The organism is Streptomyces sp. LBL, from assembly GCF_029893585.1.
GTDB lineage: Bacteria > Actinomycetota > Actinomycetes > Streptomycetales > Streptomycetaceae > Streptomyces.
Genome location: NZ_JARXYX010000011.1, coordinates 1 through 15881 on the forward strand (window position 1 = coordinate 1; position 15881 = coordinate 15881).

At 69.1% G+C, this 15881-nt stretch carries 15 protein-coding genes and 2 pseudogenes; 7 read left to right on the forward strand and 10 right to left on the reverse strand.

All coding sequences use genetic code 11. The features are described from left to right. Positions 1-415 precede the first annotated feature (415 nt). The 3 genes and pseudogenes from M2271_RS15185 to M2271_RS15195 form a co-directional block, all read right to left on the reverse strand. Positions 416-738 (reverse strand): annotated as a pseudogene (locus M2271_RS15185) (DNA-3-methyladenine glycosylase); the annotation flags it as partial. Next, entirely contained in the window at positions 738-1349 is a 612-nt protein-coding gene (locus M2271_RS15190) for a DNA-3-methyladenine glycosylase (protein WP_280887725.1), read from the reverse strand. The pseudogene M2271_RS15185 and the gene M2271_RS15190, both read right to left, overlap by 1 nt. 14 nt (positions 1350-1363) lie before the next feature. Next, a pseudogene (locus M2271_RS15195) lies at positions 1364-1621 on the reverse strand (DNA-3-methyladenine glycosylase); the annotation flags it as partial. 181 nt (positions 1622-1802) lie between these two features. On the opposite strand from M2271_RS15195, the gene M2271_RS15200 reads away from it, so the two are divergent. The 3 genes from M2271_RS15200 to M2271_RS15210 all read left to right on the forward strand — a co-directional run bounded on the left by M2271_RS15200 (position 1803) and on the right by M2271_RS15210 (position 3819). Next, on the forward strand, positions 1803-2585 hold the full coding sequence (locus tag M2271_RS15200; RefSeq protein ID WP_280887726.1) for a sporulation protein: 783 nt from the start codon (positions 1803-1805) through the stop codon (positions 2583-2585). 42 nt (positions 2586-2627) lie between these two features. Then, positions 2628-3167, forward strand: coding sequence for a YbhB/YbcL family Raf kinase inhibitor-like protein (locus tag M2271_RS15205; protein ID WP_280887727.1), 540 nt, complete (start codon positions 2628-2630; stop codon positions 3165-3167). A 145-nt stretch (positions 3168-3312) separates the two neighbouring features. After that, positions 3313-3819, forward strand: coding sequence for an HNH endonuclease (locus tag M2271_RS15210; protein ID WP_280887728.1), 507 nt, complete (start codon positions 3313-3315; stop codon positions 3817-3819). Positions 3820-3933: 114 nt separating this feature from the next. Here M2271_RS15210 and M2271_RS15215 read toward each other — a convergent pair whose 3' ends face one another. The 3 genes from M2271_RS15215 to M2271_RS15225 all read right to left on the reverse strand — a co-directional run bounded on the left by M2271_RS15215 (position 3934) and on the right by M2271_RS15225 (position 6347). After that, the gene (locus M2271_RS15215) at positions 3934-4896 is read right to left on the reverse strand and encodes an SPFH domain-containing protein (protein WP_280887729.1); all 963 of its coding nucleotides are present in this window, start codon (positions 4894-4896) and stop codon (positions 3934-3936) included. 129 nt (positions 4897-5025) lie between these two features. Continuing rightward, entirely contained in the window at positions 5026-5457 is a 432-nt protein-coding gene (locus M2271_RS15220; protein WP_280887730.1) for an NfeD family protein, read from the reverse strand. Between the two features lie 92 nt (positions 5458-5549). Continuing rightward, positions 5550-6347, reverse strand: a complete 798-nt coding sequence (locus M2271_RS15225) for an ABC transporter ATP-binding protein (protein ID WP_280887731.1) — start codon at positions 6345-6347, stop codon at positions 5550-5552. 151 nt (positions 6348-6498) lie between these two features. Here M2271_RS15225 and M2271_RS15230 point away from each other — a divergent pair, with 151 nt between their 5' ends. Beyond that, positions 6499-7287, forward strand: a complete 789-nt coding sequence (locus M2271_RS15230) for a hypothetical protein (RefSeq protein WP_280887732.1) — start codon at positions 6499-6501, stop codon at positions 7285-7287. 326 nt (positions 7288-7613) lie between these two features. Here the strand turns inward: M2271_RS15230 and chpE are convergent, their stop codons facing one another. The 3 genes from chpE to M2271_RS15245 all read right to left on the reverse strand — a co-directional run bounded on the left by chpE (position 7614) and on the right by M2271_RS15245 (position 9838). Beyond that, the gene (gene chpE / locus M2271_RS15235; protein ID WP_280887733.1) at positions 7614-7856 is read right to left on the reverse strand and encodes a chaplin ChpE; all 243 of its coding nucleotides are present in this window, start codon (positions 7854-7856) and stop codon (positions 7614-7616) included. Positions 7857-8025: 169 nt separating this feature from the next. Further along, positions 8026-8667: a response regulator transcription factor gene (locus tag M2271_RS15240; protein WP_280887734.1), complete on the reverse strand. Its 642-nt coding sequence runs from the start codon at positions 8665-8667 to the stop codon at positions 8026-8028. Beyond that, the gene (locus M2271_RS15245) at positions 8660-9838 is read right to left on the reverse strand and encodes a GAF domain-containing sensor histidine kinase (RefSeq protein ID WP_280887735.1); all 1179 of its coding nucleotides are present in this window, start codon (positions 9836-9838) and stop codon (positions 8660-8662) included. Before M2271_RS15245 ends, M2271_RS15240 begins: the two co-directional genes overlap by 8 nt. Before the next feature lie 187 nt (positions 9839-10025). Here M2271_RS15245 and M2271_RS15250 point away from each other — a divergent pair, with 187 nt between their 5' ends. The 3 genes from M2271_RS15250 to M2271_RS15260 all read left to right on the forward strand — a co-directional run bounded on the left by M2271_RS15250 (position 10026) and on the right by M2271_RS15260 (position 12990). Beyond that, entirely contained in the window at positions 10026-10721 is a 696-nt protein-coding gene (locus M2271_RS15250; protein WP_280887736.1) for an SDR family NAD(P)-dependent oxidoreductase, read from the forward strand. After that, positions 10718-11851 (forward strand): S-adenosylmethionine:tRNA ribosyltransferase-isomerase, encoded by a 1134-nt coding sequence (locus tag M2271_RS15255; protein ID WP_280887737.1) that lies wholly within the window; start codon positions 10718-10720, stop codon positions 11849-11851. The genes M2271_RS15250 and M2271_RS15255 overlap by 4 nt, the downstream gene beginning before the upstream one ends. Positions 11852-12192: 341 nt before the next feature. Next, positions 12193-12990: a transglycosylase SLT domain-containing protein gene (locus M2271_RS15260; protein WP_280887925.1), complete on the forward strand. Its 798-nt coding sequence runs from the start codon at positions 12193-12195 to the stop codon at positions 12988-12990. A gap of 94 nt (positions 12991-13084) precedes the next feature. Here the strand turns inward: M2271_RS15260 and M2271_RS15265 are convergent, their stop codons facing one another. Beyond that, a complete protein-coding gene (locus tag M2271_RS15265) occupies positions 13085-15655 on the reverse strand; it encodes an FHA domain-containing protein (RefSeq protein ID WP_280887738.1) in 2571 nt (856 codons plus the stop codon). Between the last annotated feature and the right edge of the window lie 226 nt (positions 15656-15881).

Genomic DNA, 15881 nt, shown 5'->3' on the forward strand with positions numbered 1-15881 from the left:
ACCCGAGAGACTCTCTCGTGGCTTTCCTCCGGGCGCTTCCCTTCGGTCTTGCGTTTCCGACTCTATCAGATCGTTTTCCGATCCGATTTCCTCGGTGCTTTCCAGGTTCCCGCTCTCGCGTTTCCCTTTCCGGCGGTTCCGACTCTATCAGATCCTTTCGGGCCTGATTCCCAGTCGGCGGGAGTGCCATAAAACCTTGGCTTTCGCTCGTCGGCCTTTCGACATTCACTACGTTAACCGATTCCCCGCTCAGCTCATAATCAAGCTCCGCGGTCGTGAATTCAGACATGCAGGCACGCCGAATTCGTCCCCGCTGAGGGGAAGTCGTAGGTAGTGGGTTGGCCGCTCCGGCTGCTGGCGATTGCCGTACCCGGTTCAGCGGCTCGGGCTACGTTACGCGCCTCCCCTGAACGCGTCAACTTCGGCGCCGCCTCGGCACGTGAGCCCGATAGGGGCCCACCGTCGGGTGGTTGGCGATCCAGAAGCGCCACGGGTGGACGTCCCCGTTGCCGCCCTCGCCTGCCACACCCGTGCACGGGCCCTTGCGTACCTGGTCGGAGGCCACCGCGGTACCGCTGAGGACCCTCCGTGGTGTTCCGCCCAAGGCGCACGCGTCCGTGCCGTCCAGAGCTCGGTCCACTCCCAGGGCCGTGGCCGGACCGGCCGGTCCTTTGGCCAGTTCCTTGTCGTTCCGGGCCGGGAGTCGGCGTCTGCCGCCAGTTCGGCACCCTCGACGATCAGGCTCCGCTGGACGGCTTGGCTCTCGGGCTCAGTCGGTACGCCGAGACCGTTGGATCACCGGCGAGGTAGAAGCGGTGCTGCCAGTCGTGGGCTTTGCTCACACCTACCCGGGGACCAACCCGGATAAGTGCGGCGGGTACTGGCTCGCCCTCGGACAGGGCGACCGAGGCGCCTGTCAGTAGGTCTGTGCCGTTGTGCTCTGCCGTGATGCCGAGCGCTTGGCAGAAGTTCCCCGGCCCCCGGGCGAGACGTGGACTCTCGACCTTGCCCCCTCGCCGCTTGCGTGCCGGCTCTTCCCCTTCGATGACCCTGCCTGCCCGGATGAGGACAGCTGAAGCGATGCCGTCTGCCCCGGTGACGATGTTGGCGCACCAGTGGAGACCGTGAGACCGGTAGACGTACAGGTGTCCTGCGGGTCCGAACATGACGGCGTTTCGGGCTGTCCTGCCTCGGTAGGCGTGGGAGGCGGGGTCGGCCGTACCGGAGTACGCCTCGGTCTCCGTGATGGTGATACTCACGGTTCCCTCGGGTGTCTCGTGGGTGAGGATGGCACCGAGCAGCTTGGGGGCGACTTCTTCAGCGGGGTGAGCGAGATGCCCAACGTTCATGCCGACCGACCAGACATGCCGTAGGTGACGTAGATGTACACGTGTCCAGGGGGACCGGACATCACGTCATTGCGGGCCGTGCGGCCGCGAGAGGCGTGTGAGTCGGGGTCGTTCGGGCCGTCGTAGGCCTCGACCTCTGTCAGGCGCAGGGTGATCGGACCGTCCGGGGTGGAGCGGACGAGCAGTCGGCCGAGGAGGTCGGGGGCGACCTCCAGCGCAGGGCGGTCGAAGAACTCTCTGGGCACGGGCGTACGGTCGGGGGTCGCGATCATGCCGTCCGAGGGTAGTGCAGACGGGTGGACGTAACCGGGTGGTGCTGGGGCGTGCGCCTTGCCAGGGTGAGGACGCGGAACCGGTCACGACCGGATCGCGTTTCTAAGGATCAGCGTCCACTCGCAGAAGCAGGACGACGGAACTGGCGGCGCCCTATGGGTCGCCTGGAGAGGGAGAGACATGGCGTTCAAGAAGCTGCTCGCAAGCCTGGGGGCCGGCGGGGCTTCGGTGGAAACGGTGCTGACCGAGGTCAACGTCGTTCCGGGGGGTGTCGTCCAGGGCGAGGTGCGGATCCAGGGCGGGTCCGTCGACCAGCAGATCGAGGCGCTGTCGGTCGGGCTGCAGGCCAAGGTCGAGGTGGAGAGCGGCGACCAGGAGTACAAGCAGGACATCGAGTTCACCAAGGAGCGGCTCGGCGGTGCCTTCGAGCTGAAGGCCGGCGCGGTACACGTGGTGCCGTTCGGGCTGGAGATTCCGTGGGAGACGCCGATCACTACGATCGACGGGCACGCGCTTCCGGGTATGCACATCGGGGTGTCCACCGAACTGGCGATCGCCCGCGCGGTGGACTCGGGTGACCTGGACCCGGTCAACGTGCACCCGTTGCCGGCGCAGAAGGCGATCCTGGACGCCTTCATCCAGCTGGGCTTCCGATTCAAGAACGCGGACATGGAGCGTGGCCTCATCCGGGGTACCCGCCAGCGGCTGCCCTTCTACCAGGAGATCGAATTCCTGCCGCCGCAGCAGTACCGCGGCCTGAACCAGGTCGAGCTGAGCTTCATCGCCGACTCGAATGCGATGGACGTCATCCTGGAAATGGACAAGAAGCCTGGCCTGTTCAGCGAGGGCAGTGACACCTTCCGCTCCTTCCAGGTGGGTCTGCACGACTACCAGAGCACCGACTGGACGGCGTACCTCAACCAGTGGCTGTCCGAGGTCGGCAGCAGGCGCAACTGGTTCTAAGCTCGGAATCACTGACTCCAGAACCGATCAGGAGGTACCGAGGTGACCGAGCTCAAGAGGCGGCCGCTCCCCCATGACTTTCATCCGCCCGTTCCGTCGTTCACGGTGGCGAGCGAGGACGTCGCGGAGGGCGCGACGCTCAAGGACACTCAGGTCTACGCGGCCGGCAACACCTCGCCGCAGCTGCGGTGGGAGGGCTTTCCGCCCGAGACCAAGAGCTTCGCCGTGACCTGCTACGACCCGGACGCCCCGACGGGCAGCGGGTTCTGGCACTGGGTCGTGTTCGACATCCCGGCCTCGGTGACCGAGTTGCCGGTGGGAGCGGGCAGCGGGAAGTTCGAGGGGCTGCCGGAGGGGGCCGTGCAGGCGCGCAACGACTACGGGACGAAGGACTTCGGTGGTGCTGCGCCACCGCCCGGGGACGGACCGCACCGGTATGTCTTCACGGTGTACGCCGTTGACCAGGAGACGTTGGGTCCGGATGCGGACGCCACTCCCGCCTTCGTGGGCTTCAATCTGAGGTTCCACACGGTCGCGCGTGCCCAGCTGATCGGTGAGTACGAGGTGCCCGCCGAAGCCTGACGTTCGTGGAACGTTTGCCCGCCCCTGGTCTTGGAAGTGATCAGGGGCGGGCACTTTTTATTTCGTTGTCCATCTCGGCGTGCCCGGCCAGAGTTGATCCCAGTCCGCCGTGGGGTGGGCGGGTGCCACGGGAGGTGGGCTGGTCATGCGGGACACGCTGGTACTGAACGCGAGCTTCGAGCCGCTGTCGACGGTGACGTTGAACCGAGCCGTCGTTCTGGTGCTTCAGGACAAGGCCGTGGTCGAGCAGTCACACCCCGAACTGCGCATGCGGGGAGCGGCGGTGGACATACCGGCGCCTCGGGTGATCAGGCTGTGCAGGTATGTGAGGGTGCCCTTCCGAAGACAAGCGCCCTGGTCGAGGCGGGGTGTTCTGGTCCGGGACCGGTACAGGTGCGCGTACTGCGGCAGGCGGGCCACGACCGTGGACCACGTGGTGCCGCGGTCACAGGGTGGTCAGGACACCTGGCTGAACACGGTGGCCTCGTGCGCGCCGGACAACCACCGCAAGGCGAACCGGACTCCGGAGGAGGCGGACATGCCCTTGCTGCGGCTGCCGTTCGAGCCGACTCCGGCGGACGCGATGCTGTTGTCCCTCGGGCGCGAGGACCTGCGGGCTCTGCCGGACTGGCTGGCACGGGAAGCGGCGTAGGGCTGCGGGTCGTTCGGCGGCTGCGGTCGTTGGGCGGCTGCGGGCGGTCTGTGGCTGGTCGCGCGGTTCCCCGCGCCCCCTGGGGGGTGCGGGGAACGTTCGTTTCAAGTGGCGTCAGTCGATCGACGGCTTCTCGCGGCGTTCCGTGCCGCCGCTGTTGCCGTTGCCGCCGCCGTTGCCGCCGCCGCCCGAACCGCCGCCCATGCCGCCGAAGTTACCCATGGCCCCGGACAGGCCCTTGAGGGCGTCGCCGATTTCGCTGGGGACGATCCAGAGCTTGTTGGCGTCGCCCTCGGCGATCTTCGGCAGCATCTGGAGGTACTGGTAGGAGAGGAGCTTCTGGTCCGCGTCGCCGGCGTGGATGGCCTCGAAGACCGTACGCACGGCCTGGGCCTCGCCCTCGGCGCGCAGGGCGGCGGCCTTGGCCTCACCCTCGGCGCGCAGGATCTGGGACTGCTTCTCACCCTCGGCGGTGAGGATGGCCGCCTGGCGCGTACCTTCGGCGGTGAGGATCGCGGCGCGCTTGTCACGGTCGGCGCGCATCTGCTTCTCCATCGAGTCCTGGATGGAGGTCGGCGGCTCGATGGCCTTCAGTTCCACGCGGTTGACGCGGATGCCCCACTTGCCGGTGGCCTCGTCGAGGACGCCGCGCAGGGCCGCGTTGATCTCCTCGCGGGAGGTCAGCGTCCGTTCCAGGTCCATGCCGCCGATGATGTTGCGGAGCGTGGTCACGGTGAGTTGCTCGATCGCCTGGATGTAGCTGGCGACTTCGTAGGTCGCCGCCCGGGCGTCGGTCACCTGGTAGTAGATGACGGTGTCGATGTTGACGACCAGGTTGTCCTGGGTGATCACCGGTTGGGGCGGGAACGGCACGACCTGTTCACGCAGGTCGATGCGGTTGCGGATGGTGTCTATGAACGGGACGACGATGTTGAGTCCCGCGTTGAGTGTCCGCGTGTAACGGCCGAAGCGCTCGACAATGGCGGCGCTCGCCTGTGGGATGACCTGAATCGTCTTGATCAGGGCGATGAAGACCAACACCACCAGGATGATCAAGACGATGATGACCGGTTCCATCGTGCTCCCCGTACCCTTCTCCGCCTCGGTGCTTTCGGAAGATCTTATGGTTGTTGAAGATCTTGCTGGTCGAGTCTGACAGACCGTCGCGGGCCTCGTGGCCGTTCTGTTCAGTTACGTCGTACGAGGTCACATCACGATCGCGGTGGCGCCCTCGATCTCAACGACGTCGACTTCCTGGCCCACTTCGTAGGCGTGACCGGCGTCGAGGGAGCGGGCCGACCAGACTTCGCCGGCGAGCTTGATGCGGCCGCCGGTGCCGTCGACACGTTCCAGGACGACGGCCTGTCTGCCCTTCAACGCGTCCACGCCGGTGGCGAGTCGGGGTCGCTCGGAACGATGTCGGGCGGCGATGGGCCGTACGACGGCGATGAGGGCGACCGAGACGATCACGAAGGTGAGCACCTGGACGACCACTCCCCCGCCCAGTGCGGCCGCGATCGCGGCGGCCACGGCGCCCACCGCGAACATGCCGAACTCCGGCATCGCAGTCGCCACGAGCGGGATTCCGAGCGCTGCCGCGCCGACGAGCCACCACACCCATGCGTCGATGTCGTTCACGAGGTCATGGTAGGGCTGCGGGGCCTGTCACCAACAGGGCGCCGTGCACCTGGGGACAGCTTCTTGCCAGGCTTTTCACCGGAGTTGGCGATTCAGGACAGCGGAAGGCCCCGCGCGGTCCAGCGGTCGCCGACCTGTTCGACGATGAGCGGGAGTCCGAAGCAGAGGGAGAGGTTGCGGGAGGTGAGTTCGAGTTCCAGCGGGCCGGCGGCGAGGACCTTGCCCTGGCGGATCATCAGGACGTGGGTGAAGCCGGGGGCGATCTCCTCGACGTGATGGGTGACCATGATCATCGAGGGGGCGATGGGGTCGCGGGCGAGGCGGCCGAGCCGGCGTACGAGGTCCTCGCGACCGCCGAGGTCGAGACCGGCGGCGGGCTCGTCGAGGAGCAGCAGCTCGGGGTCGGTCATCAGGGCGCGGGCGATGAGGGTGCGCTTGCGCTCGCCCTCGGAGAGCGTGCCGAACCTGCGGTCCATGTAGTCGCTCATGCCGAGGCGGTCGAGGAAGGCGCGGGCGCGCTGCTCGTCGATCTCCTCGTACTCCTCCTGCCAGCCGGCCGTCATGCCGTACGCGGCCGTCAGCACCGTCTGCAGGACGGTCTGGCGCTTGGGCATCTTGTCGGCCATGGCGATGCCGGCCATGCCGATGCGCGGGCGCAGTTCGAAGACGTCGGTGCCGGGCTTGCCGAGGGTCTCGCCGAGAATGCCGGCGGTGCCCTTGCTGGGGTAGAGGTAGCTGGACGCGACGTTCAGGAGGGTGGTCTTGCCGGCGCCGTTCGGTCCGAGGATGACCCAGCGCTCGCCCTCCTTCACCGACCACGAGACCTGGTCCACCAGAGCCCGGCCCTCGCGGACCACGGATACGTCCTGAAGCTCCAGAACATCGCTCATGAGCGCGTTGTCTCCCCTTGCAGTGTGGCCGGTCTCGGCTGTCGCGTAAGCCTGTGGCTCGGTGCGCCGCGCCGGTGGGCGCAGCCCTCATGGAAATCTACGCCACCGGTCGGGCGCCCCTGTCCATCGGTCCGGTCCTTAGGGTGGGAGCATGCTCACGGAACCACGCTCTGGACGCCTCGCCGCATGGGGAAATGCCCTGTTGGCCGGAATTGTCTCTCCTGATGACGCCGTACTCTCGATCGTCGGGGAGGACGCCGTGCACCGGGTGGAGGGGCTGCCGGGTGAGTCGGCGCCCGTCGGTCTCACGCTCGCGCTGGGGCGGCTGCGGTCGCTCGGGGTGACCGGGCTACGGGTCGCACTGCCCGCGCCCGGGCATCCACTGGGACTGAGCGGGCCCCCGGAGTTCAACGCTCGGGCTTTGGACGCGGAGGAAGCGGTGATCTGCCACGGAGCCGCGCTGGGGCTGGTGCCTGAGGTGTACGAGGCAGGGCCCGAGGGGGATGTGCATGTCGAGGTGGTGTGGCATGTGCTGCCGGTGCGGGAGGCGCCGCCTGCCGATGTGCCGTCGCTCGGGGAGGCCGAGCGGGAGCTGGCGGAGGCGCTGCGGGAGGCGACCGACGTGCTGACGCGGCTGGATGTGGCCGGGTCCGGGCCGGTGGCGGAGGCGGCGGTCGAGGCGTATCGGGCGCGGGCCGAGCAAGGGCGGGAGGTGTTGGCGCCGGCGTATCCGCCGCGGGCGGTGCGGGTGCTGGAGCTTGCGCAGCGGGTGGGGTTGCTCATTTCGCTGGCCGGCGAGAACGGGCACGGAGGGGCGGTCAGCTCCGCTGAGATGGGGGCGCGTTCTGATGCCCTGCGGCCGGTGGAGCGGACGGCTCGGCGGGCGCAGGTCGCTGCGTACAACGCGTATGTGGAGGAGCGGGAGAGGGGAGTGCAGTGAGCGGTGGCTTCTACGCGATCGGCGTCGGCGCAAGGGCCTTTGGGGCGAGGGTCTTTGGGGCTCTGGCCTAGGACCGTGGATTGGTCTGAACTGCCTGATCTGCCTTGTGCGCGCACGCCTGACGGGTTGAACCTGACAGGTTGAGAGGGTCACGCCATGCGCGCAAGGCCCCGCGGGTCGCCTTTGACTCGTGGGGCCTTGCGTGTGCGACCCCGGCCGCGGGTCGTGCGCCGCGCGCTGCCCGTTCGGGATCTTCGGCAGCCAAAGGACCGGCCTCCCGGGTGGGCCCGGGAGGCCGGAGGTCACTGCCCGTTCGGCAACCGGTGTCAGCGGTTGATGCCGAGGTTGCCGAAGGCGGGGTTCAGCACGCCGATGACGTTCACGCTGTTGCCGACCGCGTTCACCGGGACGTGCACCGGGGCCTGGATGAGGTTGCCCGAGACGACGCCCGGCGAGCCCACGGCCTTGCCGTCGGCGTGCGCGTCGGTGGCGGAAGCCATTCCGGCACCGGCGGCGATCAGCCCGCCGGCCACCATCGTCACGGCCGCTGCCTTCTTCAGGTTCTTCACTTCTGAGCCCTCCCTAGCGATCACTGCGGCGATCGCCGCAGCACGCACTGGAGAACGGCCGAGATCCGCGAAGGATGCGCCATCCGGGGGACATTCCCACGACGGTATGAATCTCAGACTGGAGTGGAACCCTCCGTATTGGCGCCCCCGCGCGGGCGCCGGGCGCGTTTCAGCCGGTCACGCCGTGGCGTACGGCCCACAGGGCGGCCTGGGTCCGGTCCGCCAGGTCGAGTTTCATCAGGATGTTCGAGACATGGGTCTTGACCGTCTTCTCGGACAGGACCAGCGCCCGGGCGATCTCGCGGTTGGAGCGGCCGTCCGCTATCAGCGCGAGCACCTCGCGTTCCCGCTCGGTGAGCGAACCACCTCTGCCCTGGCCGGCGTGGTTCTCCTCCTGCGACAACAGGGCGCCCGCGACCTCGGGTTGGAGGAGCACGTGGCCCGCATGGACGGAGCGGATGGCACCGGCGAGGGCGTCGGGGTCGATGTCCTTGTAGACGTATCCGGCGGCGCCCGCGCGCAGGGCCGGGACGACCGTGCGCTGTTCGGTGAAGCTGGTGACGATGAGCACGCGCACGGGGTTGTCGAGTTCACGGAGCTTGCGCAGGGCGTCGACGCCGTCCATGCCCGGCATCTTGACGTCCATGAGGACGACGTCGGGCTTGAGTTCCTCGGCGCGGGCGACGCCCTCGGCACCGTCGGCCGCCTCGCCCACGACCTCGATGTCGTCCTGCACTTCGAGGAACGTGCGCAGGCCCCGGCGGACCACCTGGTGGTCGTCGACGAGCAGGACCTTGATCGGTTCAGCCACCGGGGACCTCCATCTCGATCGTGGTGCCCTTGTCGGGCTCCGATTCCACAGTCAGCGTGCCGCCGACGCCGCTGGCCCGGTCCCGCATGGAGACCAGACCGAGGTGGCGTCCCGCGCGGCGTATCCCGTTCGGGTCGAAGCCGCTGCCGTCGTCCGCCACGCGCAGGACGGCTCCGCCGCCGCTCCGGTCCAGGGTCACGTCGACGTGCTCGGCGCCCGAGTGCCGCAGAGCGTTGTGCAGTGCTTCCTGGGCGACGCGGAGCACTGCCTCCTCCTGGGCCGCGGGCAGGGCGCGGACACCGTGGCTCGTGAAGGTCACGCGCGCGGTGTGGGCTCGGTCGAGGACCTGGATCTGGGTGCGGAGGGTGGCGATCAGGCCGTCCTCGTCGAGGGCCGCCGGGCGCAGCTCGACGACCGCGGCGCGCAGTTCGTCGGCGGCCTCGGCGGCGAGCACGGCCACCTGGTGGAGTTCGCCCTTGGCGCGGGACGGGTCTCGGTCGACCAGGGCGGCGGCGGCCTGGGCGGTCAGGCGCAGGGAGAACAGCTTCTGGCTGACGGCGTCGTGGAGTTCGTGGGCGAGCCGGGAGCGTTCCTCGGCGATGGTGAGCTCGCGGCTGCGTTCGTAGAGGCGGGCGTTGGTGAGGGCGATGGCGGCGTGCTGGGCGAGGATGCCCAGCAGTTCCTCGTCCTCCTCCGTGAAGCCGCACCTTCCCTCTGGTGTGGAGCTCGGGGAGTGTGCCGGCTCTCCCCCCTCAGGGCGCAGCTTGTTGGCGAGGAAGAGGGCGCCCATGACCTCGTCGCCGTCACGGATGGGCAGTCCCAGGAAGTCGGACATCTCGGGGTGGGCCGAGGGCCAGCCCTCGAAGCGGGGGTCCTTGCGCACGTCGGCGAGCCGCTCGGGCCGGGCCTCGTGCAGCATCGCGGCGAGAATGCCGTGCTGGCGCGGGAGCGGGCCGATGGCCTTCCACTGCGCGTCGCTGACGCCGTCGACCACGAACTGGGCGAAGCCGCCGTGGTCGTCGGGGACACCGAGGGCGGCGTACTGCGCGTCGAGCAGCTCACGGGCGGAGGCGACGATCGTCTTGAGGACGTCGCGCACCTCCAAACGCCTGCTCATGGCCAGCAGCGCGGAACTCACCGCGGCGAGGCCGGACGGAGGGCCTTTACTCATGCCCTCACGGTACCGGCGGGGGGTGACAGTCCGTATCGGCCCGGTGGTGGCCGCCGGCTGGGCCGGAAGTCCTAGGGCGAAGGGCCTCGCCGGTTTGCGGCCCGCGTCCGACGCGGCCCGGGTGGCCCTGTTCCTACGTTGGCGGTACGCCGATCGGGAGGCGCCGAGGAACGAGGGGACGTGTGTCATGCCGGTAGCGATCATCACGGGGGCCTCGAAGGGGCTGGGGCGGGCGCTGGCCGAGGCCCTGGCCGCGCGGGGGTGGGATCTGGTGCTGGACGCCAGGGGTATCGAGGCCCTCACGGAGGCGGCCGGGGCCGTGTCGACCCGTGGGACGCGCGTCACGGCCCTGCCCGGGGACGTCGCGGACGCCGGGCACCGCAGCGAGCTGGTGGCCGCGGCGTGGAAGCTCGGCGGGGTCGATCTGCTGGTGAACAACGCGAGCGCGCTGGGCGCCGAGCCGCTGGTCCGGCTGGAGGGGCTGCCCCTGGAGGGGCTGCGACGGGCGCTGGAGGTGAACGTGGTGGCCGCGCTCGGCCTGGTCCAGGAGGCGTTGCCCCAGCTGCGGGCGTCCGAGGCGGGCACGGTGATCACGGTCAGCTCGGACGCGGCCGCCGAGGCTTACGAGACATGGGGCGGCTACGGGGCGTCGAAGGCGGCCCTGGACCATCTCGCGGCGGTGCTGGGCGAGGAGGAGCCCGGGCTGCGGGTCTGGGCGGTCGACCCCGGGGACATGGCGACCGACCTGTACGCGGCGGCCGTACCGGACGACGAGGACCCGCGGCCGGAGCCGGTCGGCGTGGTCCCGGCGTTCCTGCGGCTGCTGGACGAGCGGCCGGCGAGCGGCCGCTATGGGGCCCCCGCCCTGCTGGAGTCCCGATGACGCTGGCGAGGGGGGTTCCCCCGCCCGAGCCCGTTCGAGGGTGGGGAAGGGCGCCGGAGGAGCTCTCGGCACGGGTGCCGGCCGAGCAGCGCGGGCCGGGGTGGGGCCGGGACCGCGTACGGCTGCTGGTGTCGCGGGGCACGAAGGTGTCCCACCACGCGTTCGCGGAGCTGCCCCGGCTGCTGCGGGCGGGGGACCTGCTGGTCGTCAACACCTCTGTGACGCTGGCCGCCGCCGTGGACGGGCGGATGGGGCACGCGCGCGTGGTGGTGCATTTCTCCACGCGCGGGGACGACGGACGGTGGGCGGTCGAGCTGCGGGATCCCGACGGAACGGGCACCACGCGCGCGCGGGCGGGTGGGCCTGCGAGGGCGGAGGTGCTGCTGCCGGCGGGGGTGCGGCTGGTGCTGGAGGAGCCGGTGGACGCGGGCAGCGAGCGGCTGTGGTGGGCCCGGGTCTTCGGAGCGGGGGTCCTGCGGTTGCTGCGGGAGTACGGGCGGCCCATCCGTTACGCCTACACGGAGCGGGACCAGCCGTTGTCCGTGTACCAGACGGTGTTCGCGCTGCCGTCGCCGGACGGGTCGGGCAGTGCGGAGATGCCGAGTGCGGCGCGGCCCTTCACCGCACGGCTGGTGGCGGAGCTGGTGGCCCGGGGTGTGCAGTTCGCGCCGATCACGCTGCACACCGGGGTGGCCTCGGCCCAGGCGCACGAACCGCCGTATCCGGAGCGGTTCGCGGTGCCGGAGGCCTCGGCGCGGTTGATCAACGCGGTGACGGCAGGACAGGGCGGGCGAGGTGGGCGGGTCGTGGCGGTCGGTACGACGGCCGTCCGGGCCGTGGAGTCGGCGGCCGACCCGGACGGCGTCGTACGCGCGCGTGCCGGGTGGACCGATCTCGTCATCACACCGGAGCGCGGGGTGCGGGTGGTGGACGGCCTGGTGACCGGGCTGCACGATCCGGAGGCCTCTCATCTGCTGATGCTGGAGGCGATCGCCGGGCGGACCGCTGTCGCCCTTGGCTACGAAGAGGCTCTGCGTGAGCGCTACCTGTGGCACGAGTTCGGGGACGTGCACCTCATCCTCCCGAAGGAGGAGCCGGAGCCTCACACAGAGCATTGCGCCAGCAACTGATGGTGAGACCGCACATGGCCCGATGTGAGCCCGGACATAGGGCGCAGGTCACGTACTAGGGGAAATAGGAGACAAACCCCTCCGACATGAACGGGGCAGACGTTCTAGTCTGTCCCGTTTTGCCCTTCCCTGATCCACTACCCGACATCGTATGTCACACCTTTGCCTGGGGTTTTTGCGGCCGCTAAGAATGGCTGCCGTCGCTCAGCGCCGTGGGTTCCGCCCGCGGCGTTTGTGCCGGAAGCACCAGCGTCCCCGTGGGACCGCGAGCGACCTCCGCGCTATTCGAAGAGGTCCATCCCGCCATGCTCTCCATGCCTCCCATGCCTCCCATGCCCCGCATGCTCCAGGACGTCAAGAACCGAAGTCGCACCCTGGCCCGTAGGTACAAGGCTCTGACCCGTAGGCACAAGATCGGGATCAGCGGGGTCGCCGCGCTCGGTGCCGCCTCGATCGTCTTCACCGCGGTGCCCGGCGGCCACACCACCACGTCCGAGGCGGCGGTCACCCCGACACGGGTGACGTACAGCTCCGAGCAGCTCCAGGGCCCGCACAAGGGTTTCACCGAGCAGTTCGCCGGTTCCAGCCTGCAGGGCAAGGCCAAGGAGGCGCAGGAGAAGGCCAAGGCGGAGGCCCAGGCGAAGACCAAGGCCGCCGCGAAGGCTGAGGCGAAGGCCAAGGCCGCCGCGAAGAGGAAGGCCGCCGAGGCCGCCGCCAAGAAGAAGGCCGAGCGGGCGCACAGGGCGAAGAAGGCCGCGAACCGGTCCGCCAAGCGCACCCATCTCAGGCATGTCAGGCCCGTAGCCGCGAAGACCTACACCAACAACCTCAACGGCTGGATCAAGGAATCCCTGGACATCATGAAGTCCAAGGGCATCCCGGGTTCGTACAACGGTCTGTACCGCAACATCATCCGGGAGTCCTCGGGCAACCCGAACGCGATCAACAACTGGGACATCAACGCCATCAACGGCATCCCGTCGAAGGGGCTGCTCCAGGTCATCCCGCCGACGTTCCGGGCGTACCACGTCTCGGGCACGTCCTGGGACATATACAACCCGGTCGCCAACATCACCGCCGCCGCGAACTACGCGGCCGACAAGTACGGCTCGATGGACAACGTCAACAGCGCGTACTGAGGCCGCGCGGGCCTCTTCTACGCCGAGGGGCGGCACCCCCGCTGGGATGCCGCCCTTCACCGTCGTACCAGAGCCGCACGTCGTACGGCGTCGATCACTTGCGCATGACCTCGGGCTCGTGGCGGCGCAGGAAGCGGGACACGAAGAAGCCGCAGATCACGCCGAGGACGAGCAGGGCGGCCATGTCCATGCCCCAGGCTCCGACGGTGTGCTCCCACAGGGGGTCGTTGGCGCCACCCTCCTCGGGCGGGCTGATCTTGTTGAAGTCCAGCGTGGCGCCCGCCGCACCGACCGCCCAGCGGGACGGCATGAGGTATGAGAACTCGTTGACGCCGACCGCGCCGTTCAGGGCGAACAGGCAGCCGGTGAACACGACCTGGATGATCGCGAACATGACCAGCAGCGGCATGGTCTTCTCGGCGGTCTTCACCAGCGAGGAGATGATCAGGCCGAACATCATCGAGGTGAAGCCCAACGCCATGATCGGGATGGAGAGCTCCACCATGGTGGCGCTGCCGAGGACCAGTCCCTGCTTCGGGATCTCCCGGCTGGCGAAGCCGATGACGCCGACCAGCAGACCCTGCAGCACGGTGATCACGCCGAGCACGAACACCTTGGACATCAGGTACGCGGAGCGGGACAGGCCGGTGGCGCGCTCCCGTTCGTAGATGACCCGTTCCTTGATCAGCTCACGGACCGAGTTGGCCGCGCCGGCGAAGCAGGCGCCGACCGCGAGGATCAGCAGGACGGTGGTGGCCGTGCCGTTCGGGATGATCCGGCCCTGCGCGTTGGCCGGGTTGGGCAGCAGGCTGTTGCCGGAGTCGATGAGCAGGCTCACCGCGCCCAGGACCGCCGGCAGGATCACCATCAGCGCCAGGAAGCCCTTGTCGGAGGCGATCACCGAGGTGTAGCGGCGCACCAGGGTGATGAACTGGGACATCCAGCCCTGCGGCTTGGGCGGCTTCATCGCCTGCCTGGGCGGCATCTCTACGGACTGTGGTGCGACGGCGTCGATGTCCGCGGCGTACATCTGGTAGTGCTGCGAGCCCTTCCAGCGGCCCGCCCAGTCGTAGTCGCGGTAGTTCTCGAAGGCGGAGAAGACGTCGGCCCAGGTGTCGTAGCCGAAGAAGTTCAGTGCCTCCTCCGGCGGACCGAAGTAGGCGACCGCGCCGCCCGGTGCCATCACCAGGAGCTTGTCGCACAGGGCGAGTTCGGCGACGGAGTGGGTGACGACGAGGACCGTACGGCCGTCGTCGGCGAGGCCGCGCAGCAGCTGCATGACATCGCGGTCCATGCCCGGGTCGAGGCCCGAGGTGGGCTCGTCCAGGAAGATCAGCGACGGCTTGGTGAGCAGTTCCAGAGCCACCGAGACGCGCTTGCGCTGTCCGCCGGAGAGGGAGGTGACCTTCTTCTCCTTGTGGATGTCCAGCTTCAGCTCGCGCAGCACCTCGTCGATGCGGGCCTGCCGCTCGGCGGACGTGGTGTCGGCCGGGAAGCGCAGCTTCGCCGCGTACTTGAGGGCCTTCTTGACGGTCAGTTCCTTGTGCAGGATGTCGTCCTGCGGGACCAGACCGATGCGCTGGCGCAGCTCGGCGAACTGCTTGTAGAGATTCCGGTTGTCGTAGAGGACATCGCCCTGGTTGGCGGGCCGGTAGCCGGTGAGCGCCTTGAGCAGGGTCGACTTGCCCGAGCCGGACGGGCCGATGACCGCGATCAGCGACTTCTCCGGGACGCCGAAGGAGACGTCCTTGAGGATCTGCTTGCCGCCGTCGACCGTGACGGTCAGATGGCGGGCCGAGAAGGAGATCTCACCGGTGTCGACGAACTCCTCGAGACGGTCGCCGACGAGGCGGAACGTGGAGTGGCCGACGCCCACGATGTCGTTCGGGCCGAGCAGCTGCGAGCCGCCCTTGGCGATCGGCTGGCCGTTGACGTACGTGCCGTTGTGCGAGCCCAGGTCGCGGATCTCGAAGCGGCTGTCGGGTGTCGCGTGGAACTCGGCGTGGTGGCGGGACACCTGGAGGTCGGAGACGACCAGCTCGTTCTCCAGGGCGCGGCCGATACGCATCACGCGGCCCAGCGAGAACTGGTGGAACGTGGTCGGGCTGCGGTCGCCGTAGACCGGCGGCGCCCCCGCGCCACCACCGGGGGCCTGCTGCGCGTGCTGCTCGCCCGGACCCTGCTGCTGCGGCACGTGCGGCGCGGCCTGCTGCGGCTGCTGCCAGCCGGCCTGCGGGGCCTGCGGCTGCGGGGCATGTGACTGCGGGGCCTGCTGTGCCTGCTGCGGCGGGGCCGCCGCCCAGCCGGGGCCCGCGCCCTGGGCCGCGTACGGCTGTTGCTGCGGCTGGGCCTGCGGCGCGGCGACGGCCGCCGCGGCGCCGGGCAGGTCGAGGCGCGGTCCGTCGGTCGCGTTGCCGAGGTGCACGGACGAGCCGGGACCGATCTCCATCTGATGGATCCGCTGCCCCCGCACGAACGTGCCGTTGGTGCTGCCGTGGTCCTCGATGACCCAACCCCGGCCGCTCCAGCTGATCGTGGCGTGCCGCCACGACACCCTGGCGTCGTCGAGCACGACGTCCCCCTGCGGATCACGTCCGAGGGTGTATGGCCTGGACGCATCGAGCGTCCAGGTCCGTCCGTTCAATTCCAGTACGAGTTCCGGCACTCCATGCCCCACTGAGTAGTCCCCCGATTTACCCCCATCAGAGGGGAGTCTAGGGATGTCGAACATCGTCGGGAACTATTTCAGGCTCGGCCCTCCGACCGAAAGTCGGCCCTTGTGAAGAAGGGATACGCCCGCTTCGACTGTTTCCGTTGACTGGGTTCAAACCGGGCCGGAGAGTGGTAATCCACGCGAGGGGGACATGCGCGGCCGCCGGCCGTGCCGCGGA